Source organism: Roseicyclus amphidinii (assembly GCF_030163755.1).
GTDB classification, from domain to species: domain Bacteria; phylum Pseudomonadota; class Alphaproteobacteria; order Rhodobacterales; family Rhodobacteraceae; genus Roseicyclus; species Roseicyclus amphidinii.
On sequence record NZ_JASJOE010000015.1, the window covers coordinates 26,053 to 46,822 of the forward strand.

A 20,770-nucleotide genomic window follows, 5' to 3' on the forward strand; every position below is an offset into this window, starting at 1 on the left:
GCGTTTCTGCGGTATTGCTGGTGGAACCCGGTGAAACACGGGTTCGTCGCGCGGCCGGAGGATTGGCCGTGGTCATCGGTGCATCGGGATGGGCCGGGGATGGATTTGGGGGTGTAGGGTGGATGACGCCAGAGCGGGTGTGTGGGTGGTGGGGTTGAACCCATCCCCCTCGTTGTTCTGACCAGATACAGGTCTAGTTGCAAAAAGCGGTAGCGCCACCTCGCAGGACATACTATACTTGGCGCAAGATCTGAAACTAGGCACAACCTAGAAGTAGGATCTTTTGGCGGACGGGAGACCGTCCGCCCTTTTGTTTCAGATGAACACTATTCCTTGCGGGTTCCTTGCACTTGCGCGTGTATTTAAGACTGGCGTGAGTCGATCAAAGTAGTTACTTGCACTTTTATTTTTGACATATGAATTTGGAGAGAGTTTTTGAAGTAGAAAATAGGCTACCACATCACACGTCTGTATAGGGAGGGATGCTTTCGAATCCCGTTCAGACGGATCTTCAATAATTCGGTGTATCGGCATATTGCGATACCCTCCTCCCCATCTGTTCGGTATTGGGTTGTAGGCTGACATTTTCCTCATTAGATTTTGTAGCTTCCTGCCAGAAGTAGCATCTGTGTAGACGACGCCGAAAGACCTTTTGTATCCACCGGGAAAATTCCCGTGTGTAAGGGTGTTCTCAAACCTTTGAAATAGGGTCCGCCATGCCGAGGAAAAAATATCGAAGTCCTCCGCTTTGTTTCTTTTGTCGACGACAATATTGGTAATCGAAATTGACTGAAGTTTTGCCAGCTCATCAAGGTAATTTCGCAGAACTGCCAAGCGCTGATGTTTTTTGATATTGAACTCATTCTTTCGTAGAAATTCAGCCGAATGGATTTCTGATCTTAGTGGAAGGCCGTACACGTCGCGCATAACTCGTCTGAAGAGAACGAGTCTTTCAATAAATTGATGCCATTCACTTTCATGCACGACTATTCCGGAGAGGCAGAAGAAATCAGTTTGTGCGGTGTTGTTGCCCGGGTCGCCACTTTCATCTACGTACATCATATACAAGATAAATACCCCATACTTTATTGGCAACGTTAATCGTCTCATGGTGCCAATTTAAAGCTTCAAGAGAATATTCTTCAATTTGCCGAGGCGATGCAAGATTTCACGCTGGCATTCTCTTCAAAGGTGCGATGCTTATCATGCCAACGACCGGAGTCCAGACTTAGTTCTGCGTCCCGAACCTTTTGGATCGTTGCGTGCTCAAATAAGGGCAGGCACCTGGTTCCAGACAGCTTAAGAGTTCATCTTTATCGCATTGATCAAGGCCGTTTGCGGGATCTCCACCTGGCCGAACTGCCGCATCGCTCCGCCAACCTTCCCGGTATCTCGGGCGAAGCGGAAAGCAGCCGAGGGAACCACACCGAGCGTGCCGCCATCGGCGAGGCTGACCCTCATCGGATCTTCGTCCAAATCTGCGGCGTTAGCAATAATCGCCATGAGACCCCTCGCCCCACGACAAGGGTAGCCAAGACTTCGGGGCGTGTCACCGGGTTTGCCACGTGGGCGCGCGTCCGGGGGACGCGCGCGGGCCGGGCTGAAGCCCGGCCTACGGTGGGGGGTGCGGTTCGGGCTTGGGCTTAGCCGTCCATTTTGAGGGCGTTGATAAAGGCCGACTGCGGGATCTCCACCTTGCCGAACTGGCGCATCTTCTTCTTGCCGGCCTTCTGCTTGTCGAGCAACTTCCGCTTCCGGGTGGCGTCGCCGCCGTAGCACTTGGCGGTCACGTCCTTGCGCAGCGCCGCGATGGTCTCTCGCGCGATGACGCGCCCGCCGATGGCGGCCTGGACGGGGATCTTGAACATGTGGCGCGGGATCAGCTCTTTCAGCTTCTCGCACATGGCGCGGCCCCGCATCTCGGCGCGGTCGCGGTGGACCATGATGGAGAGCGCGTCGACCGGCTCGTCGTTCACCAGGATCTGCATCTTCACCAGGTAATCCTCGCGGTAGCCGATCATCTGGTAGTCGAAGGAGGCATAGCCCTTGGTCACCGATTTCAGGCGGTCGTAGAAGTCGAAGACCACCTCGTTCAGGGGCAGGTCGTAGACCACCATGGCGCGTTGGCCGGCATAGGTGAGGTCGAGCTGTTCGCCGCGGCGGTCCTGGCAGAGTTTCAGCACGTCGCCGAGGTATTCGTCGGGGACGAGGATGGTCGCCTTGATCCGCGGCTCCTCGATATGGTCGACATGGGTGAGGTCGGGCATGTCGGCGGGGTTGTGCAGCTCGATCATGGTGCCGTCGCGCATGTGGACGTGGTAGATCACGCTGGGCGCGGTGGTGATCAGGTCGATGTCATACTCGCGCTCGAGGCGGTCGCGGATGACCTCGAGGTGGAGAAGGCCGAGGAAGCCGCAGCGGAAGCCGAAGCCGAGGGCGGCGGAGGTCTCCATCTCGAAGGTGAAGGAGGCGTCGTTGAGGGCGAGCTTCTCCATCGCGTCGCGGAGGTCTTCGAAATCGTTGGCGTCCACGGGGAAGAGGCCGCAGAAGACCACGGGGATCGAGGGTTTGAAGCCCGGCAGGGCGGTGGCGCATTGCTTCTTTTCATGCGTGACGGTGTCGCCGACGCGGGTGTCGCGGACCTGCTTGATCTGGGCGGTGAAGAAGCCGATCTCGCCCGGGCCAAGCTCGGCGATGTCGAGCATGGCGGGTTTGAAGACGCCGAGGCGGTCGATCTGGTAGGTGCCGCCGGTCTTCATCATGCGGATGCGGTCGCCCTTTTTCACCACGCCGTCGATGACGCGGATCAGGACGACGACGCCGAGGTAGGGGTCGTAGTAGCTGTCGACGAGCATCGCCTTGAGGGGCGCGTCGCGCTCGCCCTTGGGGGCGGGGAGGCGGTGGACGATGGCCTCGAGCACGTCGGGGATGCCGAGGCCGGTCTTGGCGGAGATCGGCACGGCGTCCGAGGCGTCGATGCCGATCACGTCCTCGATCTGTTCCTTGACGCGGTCGGGTTCGGCGGCGGGCAGGTCGATCTTGTTGAGGACGGGGACGATCTCGTGATCGGCGTCGATGGCCTGGTAGACATTGGCGAGCGTCTGCGCCTCGACGCCCTGGGAGGCATCGACGACCAGCAGGGAGCCCTCGACCGCCTGCATGGAGCGGGAGACCTCGTAGGCGAAGTCGACATGGCCGGGGGTGTCGATGAGGTTGAGGATATAGGTCTGGCCGTCCTTGGCGGGGTATTCGATGCGGACGGTGTTGGCCTTGATGGTGATGCCGCGCTCGCGCTCGATGTCCATGGCGTCGAGCAGCTGGGCCTTCATGTCCCGCTCGGCGACCGTGCCGGTCAGCTGGATCAGCCGGTCGGCCAGGGTGGATTTCCCGTGGTCGATGTGGGCGACGATGGAGAAGTTGCGGATGCGGGAGAGGTCGGTCATGGCGGCCTGCTGATGAAGGGTCAGCAGGGGAGATAGCGGAAGGGGGGGAGTAGGGGAAGGGGTGTGGGGCGGTTCGCCCCGAAGCGGGATGAAAGCCGGGGCGGAGCTTTCGGGCGCGACCGGGTGGAAGGCGGGTTGCGGTTGCCGGAGGGGACAGACCAGCGGGGGGACGCGCCTTGGAAAGGCTGTCGCACTGCCGACACCGCGCCCGTCGCTGGCGCATTGCCGGGGCGAGGCAGCCCCCACGCCTAGCGCCGGCCCGTGGGCAAACACCTCCACATTGCAATTGCCTATCCGAATGTGTATATCTCTACATATTCTGGAGGATATGCCATGACACGCCTGCTGACCAACGAGATCGCCTCGATCACCGAGCTGCGCGAGCCGCAGAAGGTTCTGGCGCGGGCCAAGGGCAAGCCGGTGGCGATCCTGAAGAACTCCAGGCCGGTCGCCTATCTCGTCCCGGCCGAGGCCTGCGTGGGCGAGGACGAGGTGCGCTACGCGACGCGGGAGGAGGTCCTGGCCGTGCTGCGCGACCGCTTGCCGGATGACCAGCCGGTCCTCGACTACCTGAAGGACAAATGAGCTGGGTTCTGATCCCCGCCGACCTCGTCATCCTCATCCATGACACGGTGCTGAACCCCGGCGAATTGCAGGGGCTGGCGCGGGACAAATCCATCGAAGGCGCGCTCGGGCGTGTCGAGAACCGAGTGAATTATGGAATGATCGGGGATGTCTTCGACCTCGGTGCGGCCTATGCCGAAGCCGTGTCGCAGGGGCATTGCTTCAACGATGCGAACAAGCGGACCGCCTACGAGGTGATGGTCGTGGCGATGCAGGCGAACGGGGCAAGGATGACCTTCGCGGCCGACATCGTCGGCCCGCGGGTCATCGAGCTGGCGCAGGGGCGGCTGGCGGCCGACGACCTGGCCGAGTGGCTGCGTCGCGCCGCCGAGGGGTAGGCGGCGGTTGATGGTCCGGCGGGGCACGGCGCGCTGTGCCCATGGCAGGCGGCCGCGGGATGCGCCGTGGCCTGCCCCCTCGCCCTTGGGCGAATTCCGGCTGCCGTGGCGGGCGGCACGATTGAACGGATCGGCGTTTTGCGGCACCATGGAGGGACAGGCGAGCGACAGACTCGCCATCCCGAGCAGTTCCGAAACCCGAGGCATGGTTCCATGACAGCTACCCGATTTCTGCCCGTTCTCGCGCTTGCCGTGGCGAGCCTGGCCGCGCCCTTTCCCGCCGCGGCGAACCCGATCGAGCGGGCGTGCAACGCCTCCGACCGGCCGGCCGTGACACGGTCCTTGTGTTCCTGCATCGGCTCGGCGGCCGAACGGACACTGTCGCGCAGCCAGATGCGCGAAGGCGCGCGGTTCTTCGCCGATCCGCAGCGCGCGCAGGATGTGCGGCAGTCGAACCGGCGCGGCGACGAGGACCTGTGGCGGGCCTGGCGCAGTTTTGGCGAAACCGCCGAGGCGATGTGCAGCTAGAGCCGTGAGGCCCAGGCGCGCGCGGCCTGCAAGATGAGGTCGAGCGCGCCGTCGAAATCCCGCGTGAAATAGGGGTCGGGCACGTCGCCGCCCCCCGTCGGGTCGAGATACATCGCAAGCCGCGCGGCCCCTCCGGGGTCGATCGCGGCAAGCTCGGCGTGGTTCTCGGCGTCCATTGCGAGGATCAGGTCGAATCGGTGGAAATCCGCGGGCGTGACCTGGCGGGCGCGCAGCGCCGAGAGGTCGAGGCCGCGGGCGCGGGCGGCGGCCTGCATCGGGCCATAGGGCGGCTTGCCGACATGCCAGTTGCCGGTGCCTGCACTGTCGATCACGGCCCGGTCGCCCAGTTCGGCGCGCAGCGCCGCCTCGGCGGTGGGCGAGCGGCAGATATTGCCGAGACAGACACAGAGGATACGGTGGGTCATGGGCCAAGGGGTGCCATGCGCGACGGAGGCTGTCCACATGCGGAAGATCGTGATCCTGACCGGGGCGGGGGTGTCGGCGGAATCGGGGCTGGGCACGTTCCGCGACAAGGGCGGGCTCTGGACCCGCTACGACCTGTCCGAGGTGGCCACGCCCGAGGGCTTTGCGCGCAACCCGGCGCTGGTCCATGATTTCTACAACGCCCGCCGCGCCAATGCGCTGGATGCGTCGCCCAACGCGGCCCACGCCGCGCTGGCGCGGTTGCAGGCGGAGCATGGCGGCGTGACGCTGGTGACGCAGAACATCGACGATCTGCACGAACGGGCCGGATCGCGGGACGTGATCCACATGCATGGGCAGATCCTGCGCGCGCTCTGCGCGGTGTGCGGCGCGCGCTGGGATGCGCCGCGGGTGATGGGCCCGCGCGATGCCTGCCCGTCCTGCGGGGCGGCGGCGACGCGGCCGGATATCGTCTGGTTCGGGGAATACCCCTATCACATGGAGCGCATCGCCGAGGCGCTGGCGGGATGCGACCTGTTCGTCGCCATCGGCACGAGCGGCGAGGTCTACCCGGCCGCGGGTTTCGTCGAAGAGGCGGCGGGCCTTGGGGCCGAGACGCTGGAGATCAACCTCAAGCCCTCGGCGCCGGGGCGGTTCGACCGGGTGATCGCGGGGCCCGCGACGCAGGCCGTCCCGCGGTGGGTGGCGGAGGTTCTCGGAGGGTAAAGGGCCCGCCCGCGGAAAGGAGGAGACCGCGGGCGGGCCGGCAGGATCGGCCCCGAAGGGAGGAGGAGGGCCGATCCCGGTTCGGGTTCAGGGTCAGCCGCCGTGGCCGTTGCCGTGCTGCATGGTCATGCCGCCATGGGCGGGCATCCTCTCGAGATCGACGGGAACGGTGACGGTCAGCGGTTCGGCGGTCTCGAACTCGAGCGTGATCTCGATCTCGTCGCCGTGGTTCAGGGGGCGGGTCAGCCCGAGGAACATCACGTGCAGCCCGCCGCGCTGGAGCATCACGGTCTCGCCCGCGGGAAGGGGGATGCCCTCCTCGACCTCGACCATGCGCATGACGCCTTCGTCGGTCTGGATATGGGTGTGCAGCTCGACCCGCTCGGCCACGTCGGAGCGTGCGCCGAGGATGCGGTCGTCGGTGTCGGTGGGGTTGGTCACGGCCATGAAGGCCGCGCCCGAGATGGCGGCGGCGCTGGCGGCGCGGGCGTAGGGGTCTTCGACCTGCATCTGGGCCGCGGCGAGGGCGGGGATCAGGGCGAGAGCGCCCGCGAAAAGATACGGCTTGAGGGACATGGGTCCGGTCTCCGGTCTGTCTGGGTGTGGTTGGTCAGGCTTTCGGGGTCAGGCCGCGCGGGGCGGCGCCCGTGCCTGACCGCCGGGCGCGGTGTGCGCGGGCGACCAGAGGGAGACGGAGGGAAGCAGAGGGGCCGCGGCCGGTGTCAGCGGATGGGCGGCGGGGCTGGCGGTCTGCGGCAGGGCGAACACGACTGTCAGGCAGTCGAGGCACAGGTCGCGGTCGAGCGTGACCGGGTCGCCGTCGGCATCGAAGAGCGGCAGGCCGTCATGCGCGATGACGATGGGGGCCGGGCCGGTGACGGAACAGAGCTGCGCCTCCGCGGCCATCGCGCCGCGCGCCATGCCCACGCCGATGCCGGTGGCGAGGATCGCCACGGCGAGGCAGGTGGTCAGAAGCGCGCGCAGAACCGTCATGGCCGGTATGTGTGCAATCCTGCGCTGCGGGGGAACGCGACAAAATGACGGGTGAGGGAGGCTGCGCGCCCGCGCCGTGCGGTCGGCCCCGTGGCCCTCGCGCGCAGGATGTGATCTCGGCACATCAGGCAGCGGAAGCTGCGTGGGTGGATGCTCGCGTTTAATTTAACATTGCCTACAGTTTATCAATTACACTTGATTCTCAGGTGTCACGAAAGGACCAACCAGATGAAGCGATTCGCATGGGCCGCCGCTGCGGCCATGACCGCCACCGCCCCGGCCTTCGCCGGCGGGCTTGCGGAGCCGGAGCCGACACCCGCCGCCGAGATCGTGCCGGTCGTTCCGGCACCGCCCGCGACGGACTGGACCGGGTTCCAGGCCGGTGTGGTGCTCGGCATCGCCTCGACCACCACGACGTTTTCGCCGTTGATATCGCTCGATCTCGACTCGAACCGGTATGGCGTGATCGCGCGGTACCTGCACGACATGGGCGATTTCGTCCTCGGCGGTCAGCTGATGTATGAACAGATCGAGGTCGAGAATGATGTCGTCACCGGGATGAACCGTCTCGGGGCTTCGGTGCTGGTCGGCTATGACATGGGTCGGCTGCTGCCTTATGCGCATCTCGGCGTCACGCGGCTGGATACCGGGTCGCTCGGCACGATCGAGAACGGCGTCAGCTACGGGGTCGGCGCGATGTTCGAGGCCACGGACTCGCTCATCCTGAGCATCGAGTATTCCCGCACCGAGTATGACGACTACCTGATCCCCATCGGCGAACTGAGCGCCGACTCGCTGCGCATCGCCGCGACCTTCCGCTTCTGACCGGCGATCCGGCCCGGTCCTGCATGACGCCGTGCCCGTTGCGGGGCGCGGCGTTTTCATGTCCGGCTGCGCGGCCCGCCGCGTGGGACGCCCGCGACGAGGCCATGCAAAACGCCCCGCAAGGCTGAAGCTTGCGGGGCGTTACGCAGATCGGACGATGCGTCAGCTCAGGCGGTTGCGGCCTGTGCCTTTGCGATCTCTTTCTTGATCTTCAGCGCCTTCGGCGACAGTTCGTCGTCCTTGGCCTTTGCCATGAAGGCATCGAGCCCGCCGCGGTGATCCACGGTGCGCAGCGCGGCATTCGAGATCCGCAGCTTGAAGCGGCGATCCAGAACGTCCGAGCCCAGCGTGACTTCGGTCAGGTTGGGCAGGAAACGGCGACGGGTCTTGTTGTTGGCATGGCTGACATTGTTGCCAGTCATCGGGCCTTTGCCGGTCAGTTCGCAGACACGCGACATGGGATGATCCTCGACAGCTCAGAAACGGAAAGGGCGTGGGGGGCTTGCCCACGCCCGGAAATCTCGGCTGGGGATACGGGGGGCCGCCCATGCTGTCAAGGGGCGAAGGGGCTTTGCCTTGTTCCCGCGCGGTGCGCGCGGCAGGATGGGGCGAACCGGGCGACATGACGGCCCGGACGGGTCTGGGGGCAAGTCTGGGGCCGGGGCGAGGACCGGTGAAATCGCCGGGGCGAGGATGATGCAGGAAACCGAGCTTTACCCGGCCGTCAAGGCCTTCCTCGAGGCGGCGGGCTACGAGGTGAAGGCCGAGATCGGCCCGGCCGACGTGGTGGCCGTGAAGCCGGGCGAGGCCGAGCCGCTGATCGTCGAGCTGAAGACGGGCTTCTCGCTGGCGTTGTTCCACCAGGGCATCGCGCGGCTTGCGGTGAGCGACATGGTCTACCTCGCGGTGCCGCGGGGGGCGGGGCGACGATTCCTCAAGGCGTTGAAGGAGAACACGGCGCTGGCCCGGCGGCTGGGGCTGGGGCTGATGACGGTGCGGCTGGAGACCGGGCTGGTCGAGGTGCAGTGCGACCCCGGCCCCTACGCGCCCCGGAAATCGGCGCCCAAGCGCCGCGCGCTGCTGTCGGAATTCGCGCGGCGGCGGGGGGACCCGAACCTTGGCGGGCTGCAGGGGCAGCGGGTGACCGCCTATCGGCAGGATGCGCTGGCCTGCGCGGTGCAACTGGCCGCCAACGGTCCCTGCAAGGGCGCGGCGGTGAAGGCCGCGACCGGCGTGGCGCGGGCCACGATGATCATGCGTGACAACCATTACGGCTGGTTCGAAAAGGTCGAGACGGGGGTCTATGCCCTGTCGGAGACGGGCCGCGCGATGCTGGAGGAGGCGAGATGCAGACCGAGTTCGTGATCGAGACGCGGGGGCCGGGCCTGACCGAGTTCACCGACGAGGTGGCGCGCTGGCTGGTGGGGGTGGGCGACGGGCTGTTGACGCTGATGGTGCGGCACACCTCGGCCAGCCTGTTGATACAGGAGAACGCGGACCCTGACGTGCGGCTGGACCTGCTGGGCTGGCTCGACCGGCTGGTGCCCTCGGCCGACGACCCCTCGATGTCCTGGCTGCGCCACACCTGCGAGGGGCCGGACGACATGCCCGCGCATATCAAGGCGGCGCTTCTGCCCGTGTCGCTTCAGGTGCCTGTTCAGGCGGGGCGGATGCGGCTGGGCACATGGCAGGGCATTTACCTGGTCGAGCACCGCCGCGCGCCGCATCGGCGGAGGGTCGCCGCACTGTTCCAGCCCATGCCGTGAGCCTGCGACGCGCAACATGCTGTGGGCGTGAATTGGCATCTACCCAAGCCTTGTGCGCTCGCCTATAGTGCCTGTGGATAACAGGGGCATCAGACCCCACGGATGAGGCAGGGGTGCGCCGGTCGGGCCGCCCGAGGGACGAGAAGGGGGACGCCGATGCGCTGCCCGTTTTGTGGAAATGTCGATACACAGGTGAAGGATTCCCGGCCCGCCGAGGATCACGTGGCGATCCGGCGGCGGCGCTTCTGCCCGGCCTGCGCGGGGCGCTTCACCACCTATGAGCGGGTGCAGCTGCGCGACCTCGTGGTCGTGAAATCCAACGGCAAGCGCGAGGATTTCGACCGCGACAAGCTGGAACGCTCGGTGCGCATCTCGATGCAGAAACGCCCGATCGAGCCGGAACGGATCGACCAGATGATTTCCGGCATCGTGCGGCGTCTGGAGAGCATGGGCGAGACCGACATCCCCTCCAAGCTGATCGGCGAGATCGTGATGGAGCGGCTCGCCGCGATCGACACGGTGGCCTATGTGCGCTTCGCCTCGGTCTACAAGAATTTCCAGGCGACCGACGATTTCGAGGATTTCCTTGCCGAGCTGGCACCGCCCGCCCCCAAATCCGACGCCTGAGCGATGAGCGGGAGCGCCGCCGATATCCGCTGGATGCGGGTGGCGCTGGGCCTTGGCGCACGGGGGATGGGCCGGGTCTGGCCCAACCCCGCGGTGGGCTGCGTGATCGTCGCGGGGGGGCGCGTGGTCGGGCGCGGCTGGACGCAGGACGGCGGCAGACCCCATGCGGAGGTCATGGCACTGGCGCAGGCGGGGCCGGCCGCGCGGGGGGCCACGGCCCATGTCACGCTGGAGCCGTGCAACCACCACGGGGCCACCGGCCCCTGTTCCGAGGCGCTGATCGCGGCGGGTGTCGCGCGGGTGGTGATCGCCTGCGGCGATCCCCATGCGGTTGCGCGCGGGGGGGCTGCGCGGTTGCGCGCGGCGGGCATCGCGGTGACGGAGGGCGTTTGCCGGGCCGAGGCAGAGGCCGCGCATCGCGGCTTTTTCCTGCGGGTTGGGCAGGGGCGGCCGATGCTGACGCTGAAGCTTGCCGTCTCCGGTGACGGGCGGATCGCCACGGCGACCGGCGAAAGCCAATGGATCACCGGCCCCGCGGCGCGGGCCTGGGTGCATGGCGCGCGCGCGCGTCACGACGCGGTGCTGGTGGGGGCGGGCACGGCGCGGGCCGATGACCCCAGCCTGACGGTGCGGGGCCTCGGCATCGCGCACCAGCCGGTGCGGGTGGTGCTGTCGCGGCGGCTGGACCTGCCCGCGGACAGCGCGCTGATGCGGACGGCGGGCGACGTGCCGGTCTGGCTGTGCCACGGCCCCGAGGCCCCCGAGGCGGCGCGTGCCGCCTGGGACGCGGCAGGCGCGCGCCGGATCGAGGTCTCGGCCGGATCGGGCGGGCAGCTGGACCTGGGCGAGGTCATGGCTGCGCTGGGAGAGGCCGGGCTGACGCGGGTCTTCTGCGAGGGCGGCGGCACGCTGGCGGCGGGGCTGCTGGCGTCGGACCTGGTGGACGAGTTGGCGGTGATCTCGGCGGGGCTGGTGATCGGGGCCGAGGGCACGCCCGCGGTGGGCGCGATGGGCATCGCCGCCCTGGCCGAGGCACCGCGGTTCGACCTGCGCGAGACGCGGGCCCTGGGCGGGGATGTGCTGGCGCTCTGGTCGCGCTGAGGGCGCGGCGTGGATGCGAATTTTCGTACGAAAATTCTGGTTCGGGTTGTGAATTTTCGTACGAAAATTCGGGGTCTTGCCGCCGAGGGTGCGGGCAGGCGGTCGGCCGGTTCAGCGCCGCCAGAGCCAGCTTTGGCCCGCGAACCAGCCTTGCAGCTTGGCGAGCGCCCGCAGGCGGGGCGGCTGGCCGAGCCCCTCGCCCGAGGCGAGCCGGTCCAGCGCCACCTCGGGCGGGCAGGGCTGGCCGGTCACCGGGTCGTGGTAGCGCGGGTAGGTGATCAGGGCTGCATGGGCGAGTGCCGCGAGGCTGGGCCGTGCCTGCCGGTGGGATGGCCGGGGGCCGAGGTCGCGGGTCAGGCCCCACCCGGCGTAGAAGGGCGTGCCGAGCGTGGTGACGGCGACGCCGCGCAACAGCGCCTCGAAGCCGAGCGCGGATGTGAGGGTCACCACCTCGTCGACATGCGCGAGCAGGGCGGCGGTGTCGGCATCCGGCAGGACGGCATCGGCCAGCGCGAGGATGTCGTCGGGCACCGCGCCGCGGCGCAGGCCCGCGACGACATCGGGATGCGGCTTGTAGACGAGGAAGGCCTCGGGGTGAAGCTGCCTCGCGCGGTGCAGGAGGGCCGCGTTGCTGCGCTCGGCGCCTGCCCCCCTGAGGATCGAGGCGTCATCCTCGACCTGGCCGGGCACCAGCACCACGCGCCGCCCGGTGGCGGCGGACAGGTCCGGGGCGGGGCCGCCGAGGTTGTATTTCGTGAGGCCCAGGGCGACGAGCCGCGCCACCAGCCGTTCGGCCCGCAGCAGGCGCTTCGGCGCGAGCGCCGCGGCCTCGGCGATCAGCCGGTCGAGGCGGCTTTCGCGGCTGGGGTCGTAGTAGATGCCCAGGTCGTCGAGCACGAGCGACAGCGGCCGCACCAGCGCCGCTCCCAGACCGCGCGAGCGCAGGAAGCCGTCCTCGACCCTGTGAAGCGGGCGCTTCGCCTGCGCGCAGGCGGTGACGAGGGCCTCGGTCTCCTTGCCGGCCCAGACCATCACGGGGCGGCCGTCGGCGGCGGCGCGTTGCGCGTCATCCTCGTAGCGGAGCCGGCCGCCCATCCGGCCGAAGCTCGCGCCGAGGTGGCGGCGCTTCCAGCTGCGCATCGCCACGGCGACATGGCCGTGACGGTCCTGCCGCCAGGCGCGGGCCTGTGCCTCGAGCGCGCCGATCACGTCTTCCAGCTCGCACAGCCGGTCGCGGTAGGGGTCATACCAGGTGGGGTGAAGGATCAGCGCGGCGGCCGCCAGCTGCGCGCGGCTGAGCCGACGCTGGCGGCGCGCGGGGACGAGGCGGCGGTCATCAGTCAGGCCCCAGCCGGCGTAGAAGGGCAGGCCCAGCGTCACCGGCCTGTGGCCCGCGAAGATCGCCTCGAAGCCCAGGAGCGAAGTGACGGTATAGACCGCGCGCGCCCCCTCGAAGAGGCGGCGGGGCGCGATGGGGCGGTCCTCGAGCGTCACGCCGGGGGGGAGGGCCGCGGGGTCGAAATGGCCGGGGCGGTGGCCCGCCCGCGTCTCGGGGTGGGTCTTGATGACGATGGGCGCGCCGGGGTGATCCTCCTGCGCGGTGACGAGCATCTCGGCGAAGCTGTCGGCATTCGCCCCGCCCAGCCGGATCGAGGCATCGCCGCGGGTCTGGTCGATCAGCAGCACGTAGCCGGGCGCGGGCGGCTCCAGTGCCGGGTCCACGGCGGCGTATTTCGTCAGATGCGCCTCGGCGATGCGGGCGAGCGCGTCGCGCGCGCGGTCCAGCAGCGCGGTGTCGTCGAGCGGGTGGGTGGCAAGCAGCGTCTCGAGGTCGGAGGGCGCGCTTGCGTCGAAATAGATCCCCTGCCGGTCGAGGATCAGGCCCAGGGGCGGATCGCCGGAGCGGCCGGGGTGCAGCGAGCGCAGAAAGGCGTCCTCGACGCGGACAAGCCGCGCGCCGGTGGCCTTGGCGACGGCCTCGCCGCGGGGGGCGTAGGGGGAATGGCCCCAGACGAGAACGTCGTCCTCCGGGCCGGGCCTGCCGAAGGGCCGCAGGTCGTGGCCCGCCAGCGTCAGGATGCGGCGCAGGCGGGCGTCGGTCAGGAAGCCCGCGTTGTAATGGTAGCCGCGCCGCCGCTGGCCCGTCCCGGCCATGCCGGCCTCACTGGCCTGCGCTGGCCACCGTGTTCGCGGCCCCCAGGGTGCCGGTCAGCGCGCCGATCGCGTTGTTCCACTGGGTGATCGGCGCCGCGGTGACATAGACCGTGTCGCCGTCGCGGATCACGAAATCGCGCGCTTCGAACATGCCGGTGGGGGCGGTCAGGTCGAGCACGTAGACCATCCGCTGCGTCCCCACGAGGTCGTTGCGCCCCAGCACGGCGCGCGCGATGGGCTCGGGTTCGTTCCTGAGGACGAAGACGCCGGTCGGGTCGGCCAGCTGCGGGTTGAGCCCGCCGACCGAGGCGATGGCCTCGATCGCCGAGATGACCTGCGCCTCGAAGGGAACGATGGTCTGGGTGCCGGTCGCCCCCAGCGCGGTGAAGCTGCGGGTGTCGCCCTCGACGAGGATGCGGTCGCCGCTCCTGAGCGCGATGTCGACGGCGGGATCGCGGAACAGGTCCTGGAACCAGATCGTGCCGCGGTGGTGGCCGCGGACCAGCGTGACCTGCGCGATCTCGGGCTCGACGCTGACGCCGCCTGCCGCGGCCAGCATGGCCGACAGCGTCCGGGTGGGCCGCTCTATCGGGTAGACGCCCTGCCCGCCGACCGCGCCGGTCACGGTCACGGTCGATCCGTCGCCCGCGGCGCGACGGACGATCACCTGCGGATCGGGGGTCTGTTCGTCGAGGTTGCGGGTGATGATGCCCCGAAGCTGCTCGGGCGTGTTGCCCGCGGCGCGGATGCGGCCGGCATAGGGGATGAAGATGAAGCCCGCGCCGTCGACCTGCACCTCGTTGATCACCGCCGCGGCGGCGCCTTCGCCGGCCAGCAGGCCGTCGGTGACATTCTCGTAGATGGTCAGTGCGATGGTGTCGCCGGGGCGGATGACGTCGGTGTCCGACAGGCCCGCGTTGATCAGTTCGGGCGGAAAGCCCAGCGCCGGGATCACGGCGGTGGCCGCGGTCACGCGCTGGTTGACCTCGACGACGAAGGCGTCACCGTCGCGCTGGACGGAGCCTGCGAAGATCTCGTTGCGGGTGGGGCCCGAGCGGGGCAACAGACCGCAGGCCGTAACGGCGGTCACAAGTACGCACAGCGCGCCGATGCGCGCGCCACGGGAGGCCAACGATGTCACGGAGTGGCTCCTTATTGCCTGAAACTGCCTCGGGTCGTCTTTTGTTTTGCGGAACATTAGCCAATTTCGCCGCATCGCGCCAGCATTGGATTACGTCACCAGCCGCAGGTGTTGCCGTGGTGCCGGTCGGCCGGCCTGAAGCGCCTCGTAGGGGTCCTCGGGCGAGAGCATCATGTCGACCACCTGCCGCAGGAGTTGGCGGCGGCCGCGGGCCGAGTAGAAACTGCCGGTGACCTGCGAGGTTTCCAGCAGGAAATGCCGGTAATCGCGGTAGGCGCGGCTGTCGGGGCGCGTCGGGGTCTGGAAGAAGGCCTCGATCGGCTGATCCGAGACGAACTCGGGCTTGAGATAGACCGCCTGCCCGAAGGCCTTGAGGGGCAGGCCGCGCCAGAGCGCCTGCTGGGCGGCGGTCGAATTCACCGTCACCGCCGAGCGCGCGTCGTTCATCAGCCGCGCGAGCTTGCCGCCGCGCACGTAATGGACGCGATGCGCCACGCCATGCGCCTGGGCGATCCGGCGGATGTCGCGGCGGATCGGCGTGCGCCCGTCCTCGAGCGGGTGGGCCTTGAAGACGAGGTGGTGATGGGCGGGCGCCCCGCGGGCGAAGCCTGCGATCAGCAGCTCGAGGAATTCGGTCATGCCGGAGAACGGCCCGTGCTCGCGGAAGCTCGCGTCATGTTCGAGCTGCAGGAGGGCGAGGTGATAGGGAAAGCCGCCGGTCTTGATCCGCCGTGTGGCCAGCGCCCGGTCGAGCGCGTGGACGGGCATCAGCGCAAGGCGGCGCAGGTAGAGGCGGAATTCCTGCGCGACGGTGATGCCGCGATGGGGGCGGAACCCGGCATAGGCCGTGTTCCGAAGCAGGACGAAGGCGTGGTAGAGCGCGCCGTAGAAGACATGCTGGCGCATGTCGCCCCAGCGCGCGGGCGCATCGGGCAGGTCGAGGTCGAGCCCTTCGAGGGCGGCGCGCATCTGCGGCACGCCCAGCTCCATGATGCGCGAATGGCCGTTCGCCCCGCCGCGCTCGTAGGTGACCCAGTAGGGGCGCAGGTAGCCCTCTTCGAAGACATGCACGGTCAGGCCGCGGGCGCGGGCGGCGGCGACGGCCTCGGCATGGATGGGGCGCGTGTCGCCGTAGAGCACGAGGTCGGTGACGCGTTTCTCGTCGAGCAGCGCGGCGATCCGTTCGGGCCACTGCTCGAGCGCCCCGGTGAAGGGGATATAGCTGGCCGCGTCGGGCCAGAACGCCTCGTCGCCCCTGTTGAAGCCCACGCGCCATGTCCGGCAGCCCGCGGCGCGCAGCATCCGGCCCAGCTGGCCGAAGAAGGGCCCGTGCGGGCCTTGCAGGAACAGGAAACAACGGTCGTCTTGGCTGGGGGCCATGGCTCGGGTCACTCGCACTCGGGCGGGAGTTTCGGTCATCCTGCGAGGAAAGCAAGGGGGCGCGGCCCCGTCAGGGCGGCTTTGCGGCGGCACTGTGGCGGAGGGACCGGCCCGGAGGCCGTGGCGCTTGCGGGTTGAAGCGGCGATCCGCGCGTGGTTCTGTCGCGCGCGCACAACAGGGGGAAGACCGAGGATGTTCACCGGGATCGTGACCGACCAGGGAGAGATCAGGACGCTTGTGCCGCGGGGCGACCTGAAGGCGCGCATCGCCACGGGCTACGACACGGGCACGATCGAGATCGGCGCCTCGATCGCCTGCGACGGGGTCTGCCTGACGGCGACGGCGCTGGGCGAGGACTGGTTCGAGGTCGATATCTCGGCCGAGACGGTGTCGAAGACCAACATCGCCGACTGGGCCGAGGGGCGGCGGATCAACCTCGAGCGCGCGTTGCGGCTGGGGGACGAGCTGGGCGGGCATATCGTGTCGGGGCATGTCGATGGCGTGGCCGAGGTGACGGGCCTGCGCGAGGAGGGGGATTCGACGCGGATCACCTTTCGTGCGCCGGACGCGCTGGCGCGCTTCATCGCGCCCAAGGGCTCGGTCGCGCTGAACGGGACGTCGCTGACGGTGAACGAGGTCGATGGGGCCGAGTTCGGGGTGAACCTGATCCCGCACACGAAGGCGGTGACGAATTGGGGTGCGGTGACGCCGGGCGACCGGATCAATTTGGAGATCGACACGCTGGCGCGTTACGTGGCGCGGCTGCAGGACTGGCAGGGCTGAGGGGGGCGAGCGCCCTCCGCGCGCTGCCTGCGGCAGCCCTTGTCGGGCGCTGGCCGCCTGCGGCGGCGGGGCCCGGTGGCGGGCGCTGCGCGCAGGGTCCGGGCGTCGCGGGTCTGGCGGGCTGCGGGAGCCTCCGGCGGCCATATTTGCGGGATGAAGATGCGGAAGCTGTGCCCGGCATGGCGGAGGTGGTGATGCGGTCGATCGAGGATGCCTCGGGGCAGCGCTGTGTCGACCTGGTCCGGGGGGCGCGGGGCTGGGCCTTTGTCGAGTGCCGACGCGATCCCGAGGATGCGCATGGCTGGCGGCGGATGGGTGTGCCCGCGGGCGGATATGGATCGCAGGAGGCGGCGCTGGACGCGGGCCTTGAAGCTGCCCGTGTCGCGGTGCCATGGTTGGCGGAGGAGGGCGCGGCATGAGCGGCATCGGACATAACAACGGCCCCACGATGGAACCCGGTTTCGGGTTTCGGAAGCTGGCCTGGGGCAAGGCGCGCGAGGCGCTGCTGCCCGCGCTGCCGCTGGAGGTGGTGCGCATCCGGGTGGCGCGCGCCAAGCGGCTAGGCCTGCCCTACAAGACCTATGCGACGATCCGGGCGACGGCGGGGCGCGATATCGTGGGGTTCCTGTTTTCGGGCAATGCGCTGGAGTTGCGGCTGGGCCGTGTCGATCTGCCCGCGTCGGTGGCCGGGCGGCTGGGCGCGCTGGGCGGCGTGGCGGAGCGGTTGGCCGCGGTCTATGCGCCGACCGATCCGGCGGCCCTGATCGCGGCCCATCCGGGCCTGCTGGAGGGGGCGGCGCGCGCGCCGGGCTTCACCGCGTCCTGGCGCGAGACGCGGGACGGGCTGCGCGCGGCGCTGGCGGCGCGCAAGCTGCCCGCCGACGCGGTCGTGCTGGTGGCGGCCACGGATATCGAGCGGGGCTGGACCGCGACCGCGGGGCTTGCGGGCTGCGTTGCGCGCGAGATGTTCTTCGACGCGCAGGCGTGAGGCCGCGCCCGACCCGGTCACGACCCGGTCACGGCCCAGTCACGGCCTAGTCACGGCGGGGCGGATGGTCTATCTGCGGCCACGAGAGACGACAGCCGTGACGCGACGCGCAAGAGGATGGCCATGACGCAAGCCTTCGAAGAACCGGGACCCGTGGAACGGGACTGGGCCGAGGCGATCTCCCCCATCGAGGAGATCATCGAGGAGGCCCGCAACGGGCATATGTTCATCCTCGTCGATCACGAGGACCGCGAGAACGAGGGCGACCTGGTGATCCCCGCGCAATGGGCGACGCCCGACGTGATCAACTTCATGGCGACCCATGGGCGCGGGCTGATCTGCCTGTCGATGACCTCGGCGCGGATCGAGGAGCTGGGCCTGCCGCTGATGTCGACGAACAACTCGTCGCGGCACGAGACGGCCTTTACCCTGTCGATCGAGGCGCGCGAGGGGGTGACGACGGGGATTTCCGCCGCCGACCGGGCGCGCACCGTGCAGGTGGCGATCGACGCCTCGAAGGGCGCGCAGGACATCGCCACGCCGGGCCATGTGTTCCCGCTGCGCGCCAAGGATGGCGGCGTGCTGGTGCGCGCGGGCCATACCGAGGCGGCGGTGGATATCAGCCGTCTGGCCGGGCTGAACCCCTCGGGCGTGATCTGCGAGATCATGAACGAGGACGGCACGATGGCGCGGCTGCCGGACCTGGTCGGGTTCGCGCAGCGCCACAACCTCAAGATCGGGACGATCAGTGACCTGATTTCCTATCGCCGCCGCCACGACAACCTCGTGAAGGTCCGTGACGAGCGGCGGATCGAAAGCGAGTTCGGCGGTGAGTGGGTGATGCGCATCTACACCGACGAGACGCAGGGGGCCGAGCATATCGTGCTGGTGAAGGGCGATATCGGCGGCGACGCGCCGGTGCTGGTGCGGATGCACGCGATGGACCCGCTGCTGGACGTGGTGGGCGCGGGGCCCAAGGGGCGCGCGGCCGAGTTCGGGGACGCGATGCGCCTGATCGCCGAGGAGGGGCGGGGGGTGCTGGTGCTCTTGCGCGACCTCACGATGAAGCTGGCCGCCGGCGACGAGGTCAGCCCGCAGACGTTGCGGCAATACGGGCTGGGGGCGCAGATCCTGTCGTCGCTGGGGATCAGCGACATGATCCTGCTGACGAATTCGCCGAGGCCCAAGGTCGTGGGGCTCGAGGCTTATGGCCTGTCCATCCTGGGCACGCGCAAGATATCGGAGCTTGGATAATGGCCGGACATTCCGACAATGACATGGGGCTGCCGTCCTTCGACAAGCCCGTGAAGATCGCCATCGTGATCGCGCCCTATTACACCGCCATCGCCGAGGCGCAGCTGGCCGCCGCCAAGGGCGTGCTGGAGGCGGCGGGCGCGAGCCACGAGGTGATCGAGGTTCCCGGCTCGCTGGAGATCCCCACCGCCATCGGCATCGCGCACCGGCTGTCGAATTTCGACGGCTACGTGGCGCTCGGTTGCGTGATCCGTGGGGCGACCTCGCATTACGACGTGGTGGTCAACGAAAGCTCCCGCGCGTTGACGCTTCTCGGGATGCAGGGGGTCTGCATCGGCAACGGGATCATCACGGTCGAGACCCGCGCGCAGGCCGAGGAACGCGCCGATGCCGCGCGGTTGAACACCGCGGGGGGCGCGGCTGCGGCGGCGCTGCACCTGATCGCGTTGACGCGGCGCTTCGGGAAGCCTAAGGGCGGCGTCGGATTCAAGCCCCGCACCGAGTCCATCGAGGTGGCGGGCGACAGCGAAGGCCCCAGCACCGCATGACGACAGACCAACCAGCCGAGCCGCGGCCCAAGGGGCCGACCCGCGAGGAAAAGCGACAGATGCGTTCGGCCGCGCGGCTTTATGCCGTGCAGGCACTGTTCCAGATGGAGGTCTCGGGCCAGCCGGTGAAGGCGATCACGCGCGAATTCGAGACGCATCGCTTCGGTGCCGTCTACGAGGGCGAGGAGATGGCCGAGGGCGATCCGGCGCTGTTCGGCAAGACGCTGGCCGATGCCGTCAACTGGCAGGCGAAGATCGACCAGATGACCGACCGCGCGCTGGTGGCGAAATGGCCCATCGACCGGATCGACCCGACGTTGCGCGCGCTGTTCCGGGCCGCGGGTGCCGAGCTGGTCGAGGGCGCGGCGCCGCCCAAGGTGGTGATCAGCGAATACGTGGATGTCGCCCGTGCCTTCTTTCCCGAGGGGCGCGAGCCGAGTTTCGTGAACGCGGTGCTCGACCACATGGCGCGCGAGGCGAAGCCCGAGGCGTTCTGAGGTGCCCCCCGCCGCGGTGCCGGTGATCGAGACGTCCCGGCTGCGCCTGCGCCCCCACCGCGACGAAGACCTGTCCTGCATGGTGGCGATGTGGGCCGATCCGGGCGTTGCGCGCTTCATCGGCGGGCGCCCTTTCACGGCCAGCGAAACCGAGGCGCGGCTGGCGCGCTACAGGGCGATGTGGCCGCGCCATGGTCACGGGTTCTGGGCGGTCGAGGACCGCGACACGGGCGCATTCCTGGGCGAGATGGGGCTGGCGCGCTTCGGGCGCGGGCTGGGTCCGGGCTTCGACGACTGCCCCGAGGCGGGGTGGGTGCTGGCCGCCCCGGCCTGGGGCCGCGGGATCGCCACCGAGGGGGTGGCGGCGGTGCTGGGCTGGGCGGACCTGCGCGGCGTGCCGCGGATCGTCTGCATGATCGCCGAGGGGCATGTCGTCTCGCGCCGGGTGGCCGCGCGGGCGGGCTTTGCGCCATGGCGCGACGTGGGGATCGGGGGCGTGTCCCTGACGGTGCTGGAGCGGATGCGGCCCGCGGCTGTGGGGCCGGCGGCGTGAGCCGGGCCGAAAATGCCCGGCGGCGGGGCTTGTGGTGCGCGCGGCGCATCCACACCTGAGGCCTTGCGGAGCGGGCC

26 protein-coding genes are annotated in these 20,770 nt (G+C 68.7%); 16 read left to right on the forward strand and 10 right to left on the reverse strand.

Annotated features, from left to right (window positions below):
- Positions 1 to 315: 315 nt before the first annotated feature.
- The 3 genes from QQK83_RS07220 to lepA all read right to left on the reverse strand — a co-directional run bounded on the left by QQK83_RS07220 (position 316) and on the right by lepA (position 3,443).
- Entirely contained in the window at positions 316 to 1,110 is a 795-nt protein-coding gene (locus QQK83_RS07220; RefSeq protein ID WP_284263030.1) for a DUF3800 domain-containing protein, read from the reverse strand.
- A gap of 189 nt (positions 1,111 to 1,299) precedes the next feature.
- The gene (locus QQK83_RS07225; RefSeq protein ID WP_284263032.1) at positions 1,300 to 1,503 is read right to left on the reverse strand and encodes a hypothetical protein; all 204 of its coding nucleotides are present in this window, start codon (positions 1,501 to 1,503) and stop codon (positions 1,300 to 1,302) included.
- A gap of 140 nt (positions 1,504 to 1,643) precedes the next feature.
- On the reverse strand, positions 1,644 to 3,443 hold the full coding sequence (gene lepA, locus QQK83_RS07230; protein WP_284263034.1) for a translation elongation factor 4: 1,800 nt from the start codon (positions 3,441 to 3,443) through the stop codon (positions 1,644 to 1,646).
- A 333-nt stretch (positions 3,444 to 3,776) separates the two neighbouring features.
- On the opposite strand from lepA, the gene QQK83_RS07235 reads away from it, so the two are divergent.
- The 3 genes from QQK83_RS07235 (at position 3,777) to QQK83_RS07245 (ending at position 4,933) form a co-directional block, all read left to right on the forward strand.
- Positions 3,777 to 4,028 carry a hypothetical protein gene (locus QQK83_RS07235; protein WP_284263036.1) on the forward strand — a complete coding sequence of 84 codons (252 nt, stop codon included), beginning with the start codon at positions 3,777 to 3,779 and terminating at the stop codon, positions 4,026 to 4,028.
- Positions 4,025 to 4,405: a type II toxin-antitoxin system death-on-curing family toxin gene (locus QQK83_RS07240; RefSeq protein WP_284263037.1), complete on the forward strand. Its 381-nt coding sequence runs from the start codon at positions 4,025 to 4,027 to the stop codon at positions 4,403 to 4,405. The genes QQK83_RS07235 and QQK83_RS07240 overlap by 4 nt, the downstream gene beginning before the upstream one ends.
- Before the next feature lie 213 nt (positions 4,406 to 4,618).
- Positions 4,619 to 4,933 carry a hypothetical protein gene (locus QQK83_RS07245; protein ID WP_284263038.1) on the forward strand — a complete coding sequence of 105 codons (315 nt, stop codon included), beginning with the start codon at positions 4,619 to 4,621 and terminating at the stop codon, positions 4,931 to 4,933.
- Here QQK83_RS07245 and QQK83_RS07250 read toward each other — a convergent pair.
- A complete protein-coding gene (locus QQK83_RS07250) occupies positions 4,930 to 5,358 on the reverse strand; it encodes a low molecular weight protein-tyrosine-phosphatase (RefSeq protein ID WP_284263039.1) in 429 nt (142 codons plus the stop codon). The two genes, QQK83_RS07245 and QQK83_RS07250, sit on opposite strands and share 4 nt — an antisense overlap.
- Positions 5,359 to 5,395: 37 nt before the next feature.
- Here QQK83_RS07250 and QQK83_RS07255 point away from each other — a divergent pair, with 37 nt between their 5' ends.
- Positions 5,396 to 6,082 carry an NAD-dependent deacylase gene (locus tag QQK83_RS07255; RefSeq protein WP_284263040.1) on the forward strand — a complete coding sequence of 229 codons (687 nt, stop codon included), beginning with the start codon at positions 5,396 to 5,398 and terminating at the stop codon, positions 6,080 to 6,082.
- Between the two features lie 93 nt (positions 6,083 to 6,175).
- Here QQK83_RS07255 and QQK83_RS07260 read toward each other — a convergent pair whose 3' ends face one another.
- Together QQK83_RS07260 and QQK83_RS07265 are read right to left on the reverse strand one after the other, a co-directional pair.
- A complete protein-coding gene (locus tag QQK83_RS07260) occupies positions 6,176 to 6,658 on the reverse strand; it encodes a copper chaperone PCu(A)C (protein WP_284263041.1) in 483 nt (160 codons plus the stop codon).
- A gap of 48 nt (positions 6,659 to 6,706) precedes the next feature.
- Positions 6,707 to 7,075, reverse strand: coding sequence for a hypothetical protein (locus QQK83_RS07265; RefSeq protein WP_284263043.1), 369 nt, complete (start codon positions 7,073 to 7,075; stop codon positions 6,707 to 6,709).
- A 228-nt stretch (positions 7,076 to 7,303) separates the two neighbouring features.
- Between QQK83_RS07265 and QQK83_RS07270 the strand changes: the two genes are divergently transcribed.
- Positions 7,304 to 7,900, forward strand: a complete 597-nt coding sequence (locus QQK83_RS07270; protein WP_284263045.1) for an outer membrane protein — start codon at positions 7,304 to 7,306, stop codon at positions 7,898 to 7,900.
- Between the two features lie 167 nt (positions 7,901 to 8,067).
- On the opposite strand, the gene rpmB is transcribed toward QQK83_RS07270, so the two are convergent.
- Positions 8,068 to 8,358, reverse strand: coding sequence for a 50S ribosomal protein L28 (gene rpmB, locus QQK83_RS07275; protein WP_284263047.1), 291 nt, complete (start codon positions 8,356 to 8,358; stop codon positions 8,068 to 8,070).
- Positions 8,359 to 8,596: 238 nt separating this feature from the next.
- Here rpmB and QQK83_RS07280 point away from each other — a divergent pair, with 238 nt between their 5' ends.
- The 4 genes from QQK83_RS07280 to ribD all read left to right on the forward strand — a co-directional run bounded on the left by QQK83_RS07280 (position 8,597) and on the right by ribD (position 11,394).
- Positions 8,597 to 9,265, forward strand: a complete 669-nt coding sequence (locus tag QQK83_RS07280) for a DUF2161 domain-containing phosphodiesterase (protein WP_284263115.1) — start codon at positions 8,597 to 8,599, stop codon at positions 9,263 to 9,265.
- Positions 9,247 to 9,666, forward strand: coding sequence for a secondary thiamine-phosphate synthase enzyme YjbQ (locus QQK83_RS07285; RefSeq protein WP_284263049.1), 420 nt, complete (start codon positions 9,247 to 9,249; stop codon positions 9,664 to 9,666). Before QQK83_RS07280 ends, QQK83_RS07285 begins: the two co-directional genes overlap by 19 nt.
- Positions 9,667 to 9,822: 156 nt before the next feature.
- On the forward strand, positions 9,823 to 10,293 hold the full coding sequence (gene nrdR / locus QQK83_RS07290) for a transcriptional regulator NrdR (protein WP_284263051.1): 471 nt from the start codon (positions 9,823 to 9,825) through the stop codon (positions 10,291 to 10,293).
- A 3-nt stretch (positions 10,294 to 10,296) separates the two neighbouring features.
- Positions 10,297 to 11,394: a bifunctional diaminohydroxyphosphoribosylaminopyrimidine deaminase/5-amino-6-(5-phosphoribosylamino)uracil reductase RibD gene (gene ribD / locus QQK83_RS07295; protein WP_284263052.1), complete on the forward strand. Its 1,098-nt coding sequence runs from the start codon at positions 10,297 to 10,299 to the stop codon at positions 11,392 to 11,394.
- Between the two features lie 111 nt (positions 11,395 to 11,505).
- On the opposite strand, the gene QQK83_RS07300 is transcribed toward ribD, so the two are convergent.
- The 3 genes from QQK83_RS07300 to QQK83_RS07310 all read right to left on the reverse strand — a co-directional run bounded on the left by QQK83_RS07300 (position 11,506) and on the right by QQK83_RS07310 (position 16,069).
- A complete protein-coding gene (locus QQK83_RS07300) occupies positions 11,506 to 13,548 on the reverse strand; it encodes a capsular polysaccharide biosynthesis protein (RefSeq protein ID WP_284263053.1) in 2,043 nt (680 codons plus the stop codon).
- A gap of 7 nt (positions 13,549 to 13,555) precedes the next feature.
- Positions 13,556 to 14,689, reverse strand: coding sequence for a polysaccharide biosynthesis/export family protein (locus tag QQK83_RS07305; RefSeq protein WP_284263054.1), 1,134 nt, complete (start codon positions 14,687 to 14,689; stop codon positions 13,556 to 13,558).
- A gap of 90 nt (positions 14,690 to 14,779) precedes the next feature.
- Entirely contained in the window at positions 14,780 to 16,069 is a 1,290-nt protein-coding gene (locus QQK83_RS07310; RefSeq protein ID WP_284263056.1) for a capsule biosynthesis protein, read from the reverse strand.
- A gap of 193 nt (positions 16,070 to 16,262) precedes the next feature.
- Here QQK83_RS07310 and QQK83_RS07315 point away from each other — a divergent pair, with 193 nt between their 5' ends.
- The 7 genes from QQK83_RS07315 (at position 16,263) to QQK83_RS07345 (ending at position 20,693) form a co-directional block, all read left to right on the forward strand.
- The gene (locus QQK83_RS07315) at positions 16,263 to 16,853 is read left to right on the forward strand and encodes a riboflavin synthase (protein WP_284263057.1); all 591 of its coding nucleotides are present in this window, start codon (positions 16,263 to 16,265) and stop codon (positions 16,851 to 16,853) included.
- A 179-nt stretch (positions 16,854 to 17,032) separates the two neighbouring features.
- Positions 17,033 to 17,272 (forward strand): hypothetical protein, encoded by a 240-nt coding sequence (locus QQK83_RS07320; protein ID WP_284263058.1) that lies wholly within the window; start codon positions 17,033 to 17,035, stop codon positions 17,270 to 17,272.
- On the forward strand, positions 17,269 to 17,841 hold the full coding sequence (locus QQK83_RS07325) for a hypothetical protein (protein WP_284263059.1): 573 nt from the start codon (positions 17,269 to 17,271) through the stop codon (positions 17,839 to 17,841). Before QQK83_RS07320 ends, QQK83_RS07325 begins: the two co-directional genes overlap by 4 nt.
- 123 nt (positions 17,842 to 17,964) lie before the next feature.
- Positions 17,965 to 19,095, forward strand: coding sequence for a 3,4-dihydroxy-2-butanone-4-phosphate synthase (ribB, locus tag QQK83_RS07330; protein WP_284263060.1), 1,131 nt, complete (start codon positions 17,965 to 17,967; stop codon positions 19,093 to 19,095).
- Positions 19,095 to 19,643, forward strand: a complete 549-nt coding sequence (locus QQK83_RS07335; RefSeq protein WP_284263062.1) for a 6,7-dimethyl-8-ribityllumazine synthase — start codon at positions 19,095 to 19,097, stop codon at positions 19,641 to 19,643. The genes ribB and QQK83_RS07335 overlap by 1 nt, the downstream gene beginning before the upstream one ends.
- Complete coding sequence (gene nusB, locus QQK83_RS07340) at positions 19,640 to 20,140, forward strand: transcription antitermination factor NusB (protein WP_284263063.1); 501 nt, start codon at positions 19,640 to 19,642, stop codon at positions 20,138 to 20,140. The genes QQK83_RS07335 and nusB overlap by 4 nt, the downstream gene beginning before the upstream one ends.
- A 1-nt stretch (position 20,141) precedes the next feature.
- Positions 20,142 to 20,693: a GNAT family N-acetyltransferase gene (locus QQK83_RS07345; RefSeq protein ID WP_284263065.1), complete on the forward strand. Its 552-nt coding sequence runs from the start codon at positions 20,142 to 20,144 to the stop codon at positions 20,691 to 20,693.
- Positions 20,694 to 20,770: the final 77 nt, after the last annotated feature.

Coding starts and splice junctions, on each gene's coding strand:
- QQK83_RS07285 (WP_284263049.1), top strand. CDS start 9,247: ATGCAGACCGAGTTCGTGATCGAGACGCGGGGGCCGGGCCTGACCGAG.
- QQK83_RS07220 (WP_284263030.1), bottom strand. CDS start 1,110: ATGAGACGATTAACGTTGCCAATAAAGTATGGGGTATTTATCTTGTAT.
- QQK83_RS07315 (WP_284263057.1), top strand. CDS start 16,263: ATGTTCACCGGGATCGTGACCGACCAGGGAGAGATCAGGACGCTTGTG.
- QQK83_RS07265 (WP_284263043.1), bottom strand. CDS start 7,075: ATGACGGTTCTGCGCGCGCTTCTGACCACCTGCCTCGCCGTGGCGATC.
- QQK83_RS07270 (WP_284263045.1), top strand. CDS start 7,304: ATGAAGCGATTCGCATGGGCCGCCGCTGCGGCCATGACCGCCACCGCC.
- QQK83_RS07250 (WP_284263039.1), bottom strand. CDS start 5,358: ATGACCCACCGTATCCTCTGTGTCTGTCTCGGCAATATCTGCCGCTCG.
- rpmB (WP_284263047.1), bottom strand. CDS start 8,358: ATGTCGCGTGTCTGCGAACTGACCGGCAAAGGCCCGATGACTGGCAAC.
- ribB (WP_284263060.1), top strand. CDS start 17,965: ATGACGCAAGCCTTCGAAGAACCGGGACCCGTGGAACGGGACTGGGCC.
- QQK83_RS07240 (WP_284263037.1), top strand. CDS start 4,025: ATGAGCTGGGTTCTGATCCCCGCCGACCTCGTCATCCTCATCCATGAC.
- QQK83_RS07260 (WP_284263041.1), bottom strand. CDS start 6,658: ATGTCCCTCAAGCCGTATCTTTTCGCGGGCGCTCTCGCCCTGATCCCC.
- lepA (WP_284263034.1), bottom strand. CDS start 3,443: ATGACCGACCTCTCCCGCATCCGCAACTTCTCCATCGTCGCCCACATC.
- QQK83_RS07310 (WP_284263056.1), bottom strand. CDS start 16,069: ATGGCCCCCAGCCAAGACGACCGTTGTTTCCTGTTCCTGCAAGGCCCG.
- nusB (WP_284263063.1), top strand. CDS start 19,640: ATGACGACAGACCAACCAGCCGAGCCGCGGCCCAAGGGGCCGACCCGC.
- QQK83_RS07300 (WP_284263053.1), bottom strand. CDS start 13,548: ATGGCCGGGACGGGCCAGCGGCGGCGCGGCTACCATTACAACGCGGGC.
- QQK83_RS07320 (WP_284263058.1), top strand. CDS start 17,033: ATGGCGGAGGTGGTGATGCGGTCGATCGAGGATGCCTCGGGGCAGCGC.
- QQK83_RS07325 (WP_284263059.1), top strand. CDS start 17,269: ATGAGCGGCATCGGACATAACAACGGCCCCACGATGGAACCCGGTTTC.
- QQK83_RS07245 (WP_284263038.1), top strand. CDS start 4,619: ATGACAGCTACCCGATTTCTGCCCGTTCTCGCGCTTGCCGTGGCGAGC.
- QQK83_RS07280 (WP_284263115.1), top strand. CDS start 8,597: ATGCAGGAAACCGAGCTTTACCCGGCCGTCAAGGCCTTCCTCGAGGCG.
- nrdR (WP_284263051.1), top strand. CDS start 9,823: ATGCGCTGCCCGTTTTGTGGAAATGTCGATACACAGGTGAAGGATTCC.
- ribD (WP_284263052.1), top strand. CDS start 10,297: ATGAGCGGGAGCGCCGCCGATATCCGCTGGATGCGGGTGGCGCTGGGC.
- QQK83_RS07235 (WP_284263036.1), top strand. CDS start 3,777: ATGACACGCCTGCTGACCAACGAGATCGCCTCGATCACCGAGCTGCGC.
- QQK83_RS07225 (WP_284263032.1), bottom strand. CDS start 1,503: ATGGCGATTATTGCTAACGCCGCAGATTTGGACGAAGATCCGATGAGG.
- QQK83_RS07335 (WP_284263062.1), top strand. CDS start 19,095: ATGGCCGGACATTCCGACAATGACATGGGGCTGCCGTCCTTCGACAAG.
- QQK83_RS07255 (WP_284263040.1), top strand. CDS start 5,396: ATGCGGAAGATCGTGATCCTGACCGGGGCGGGGGTGTCGGCGGAATCG.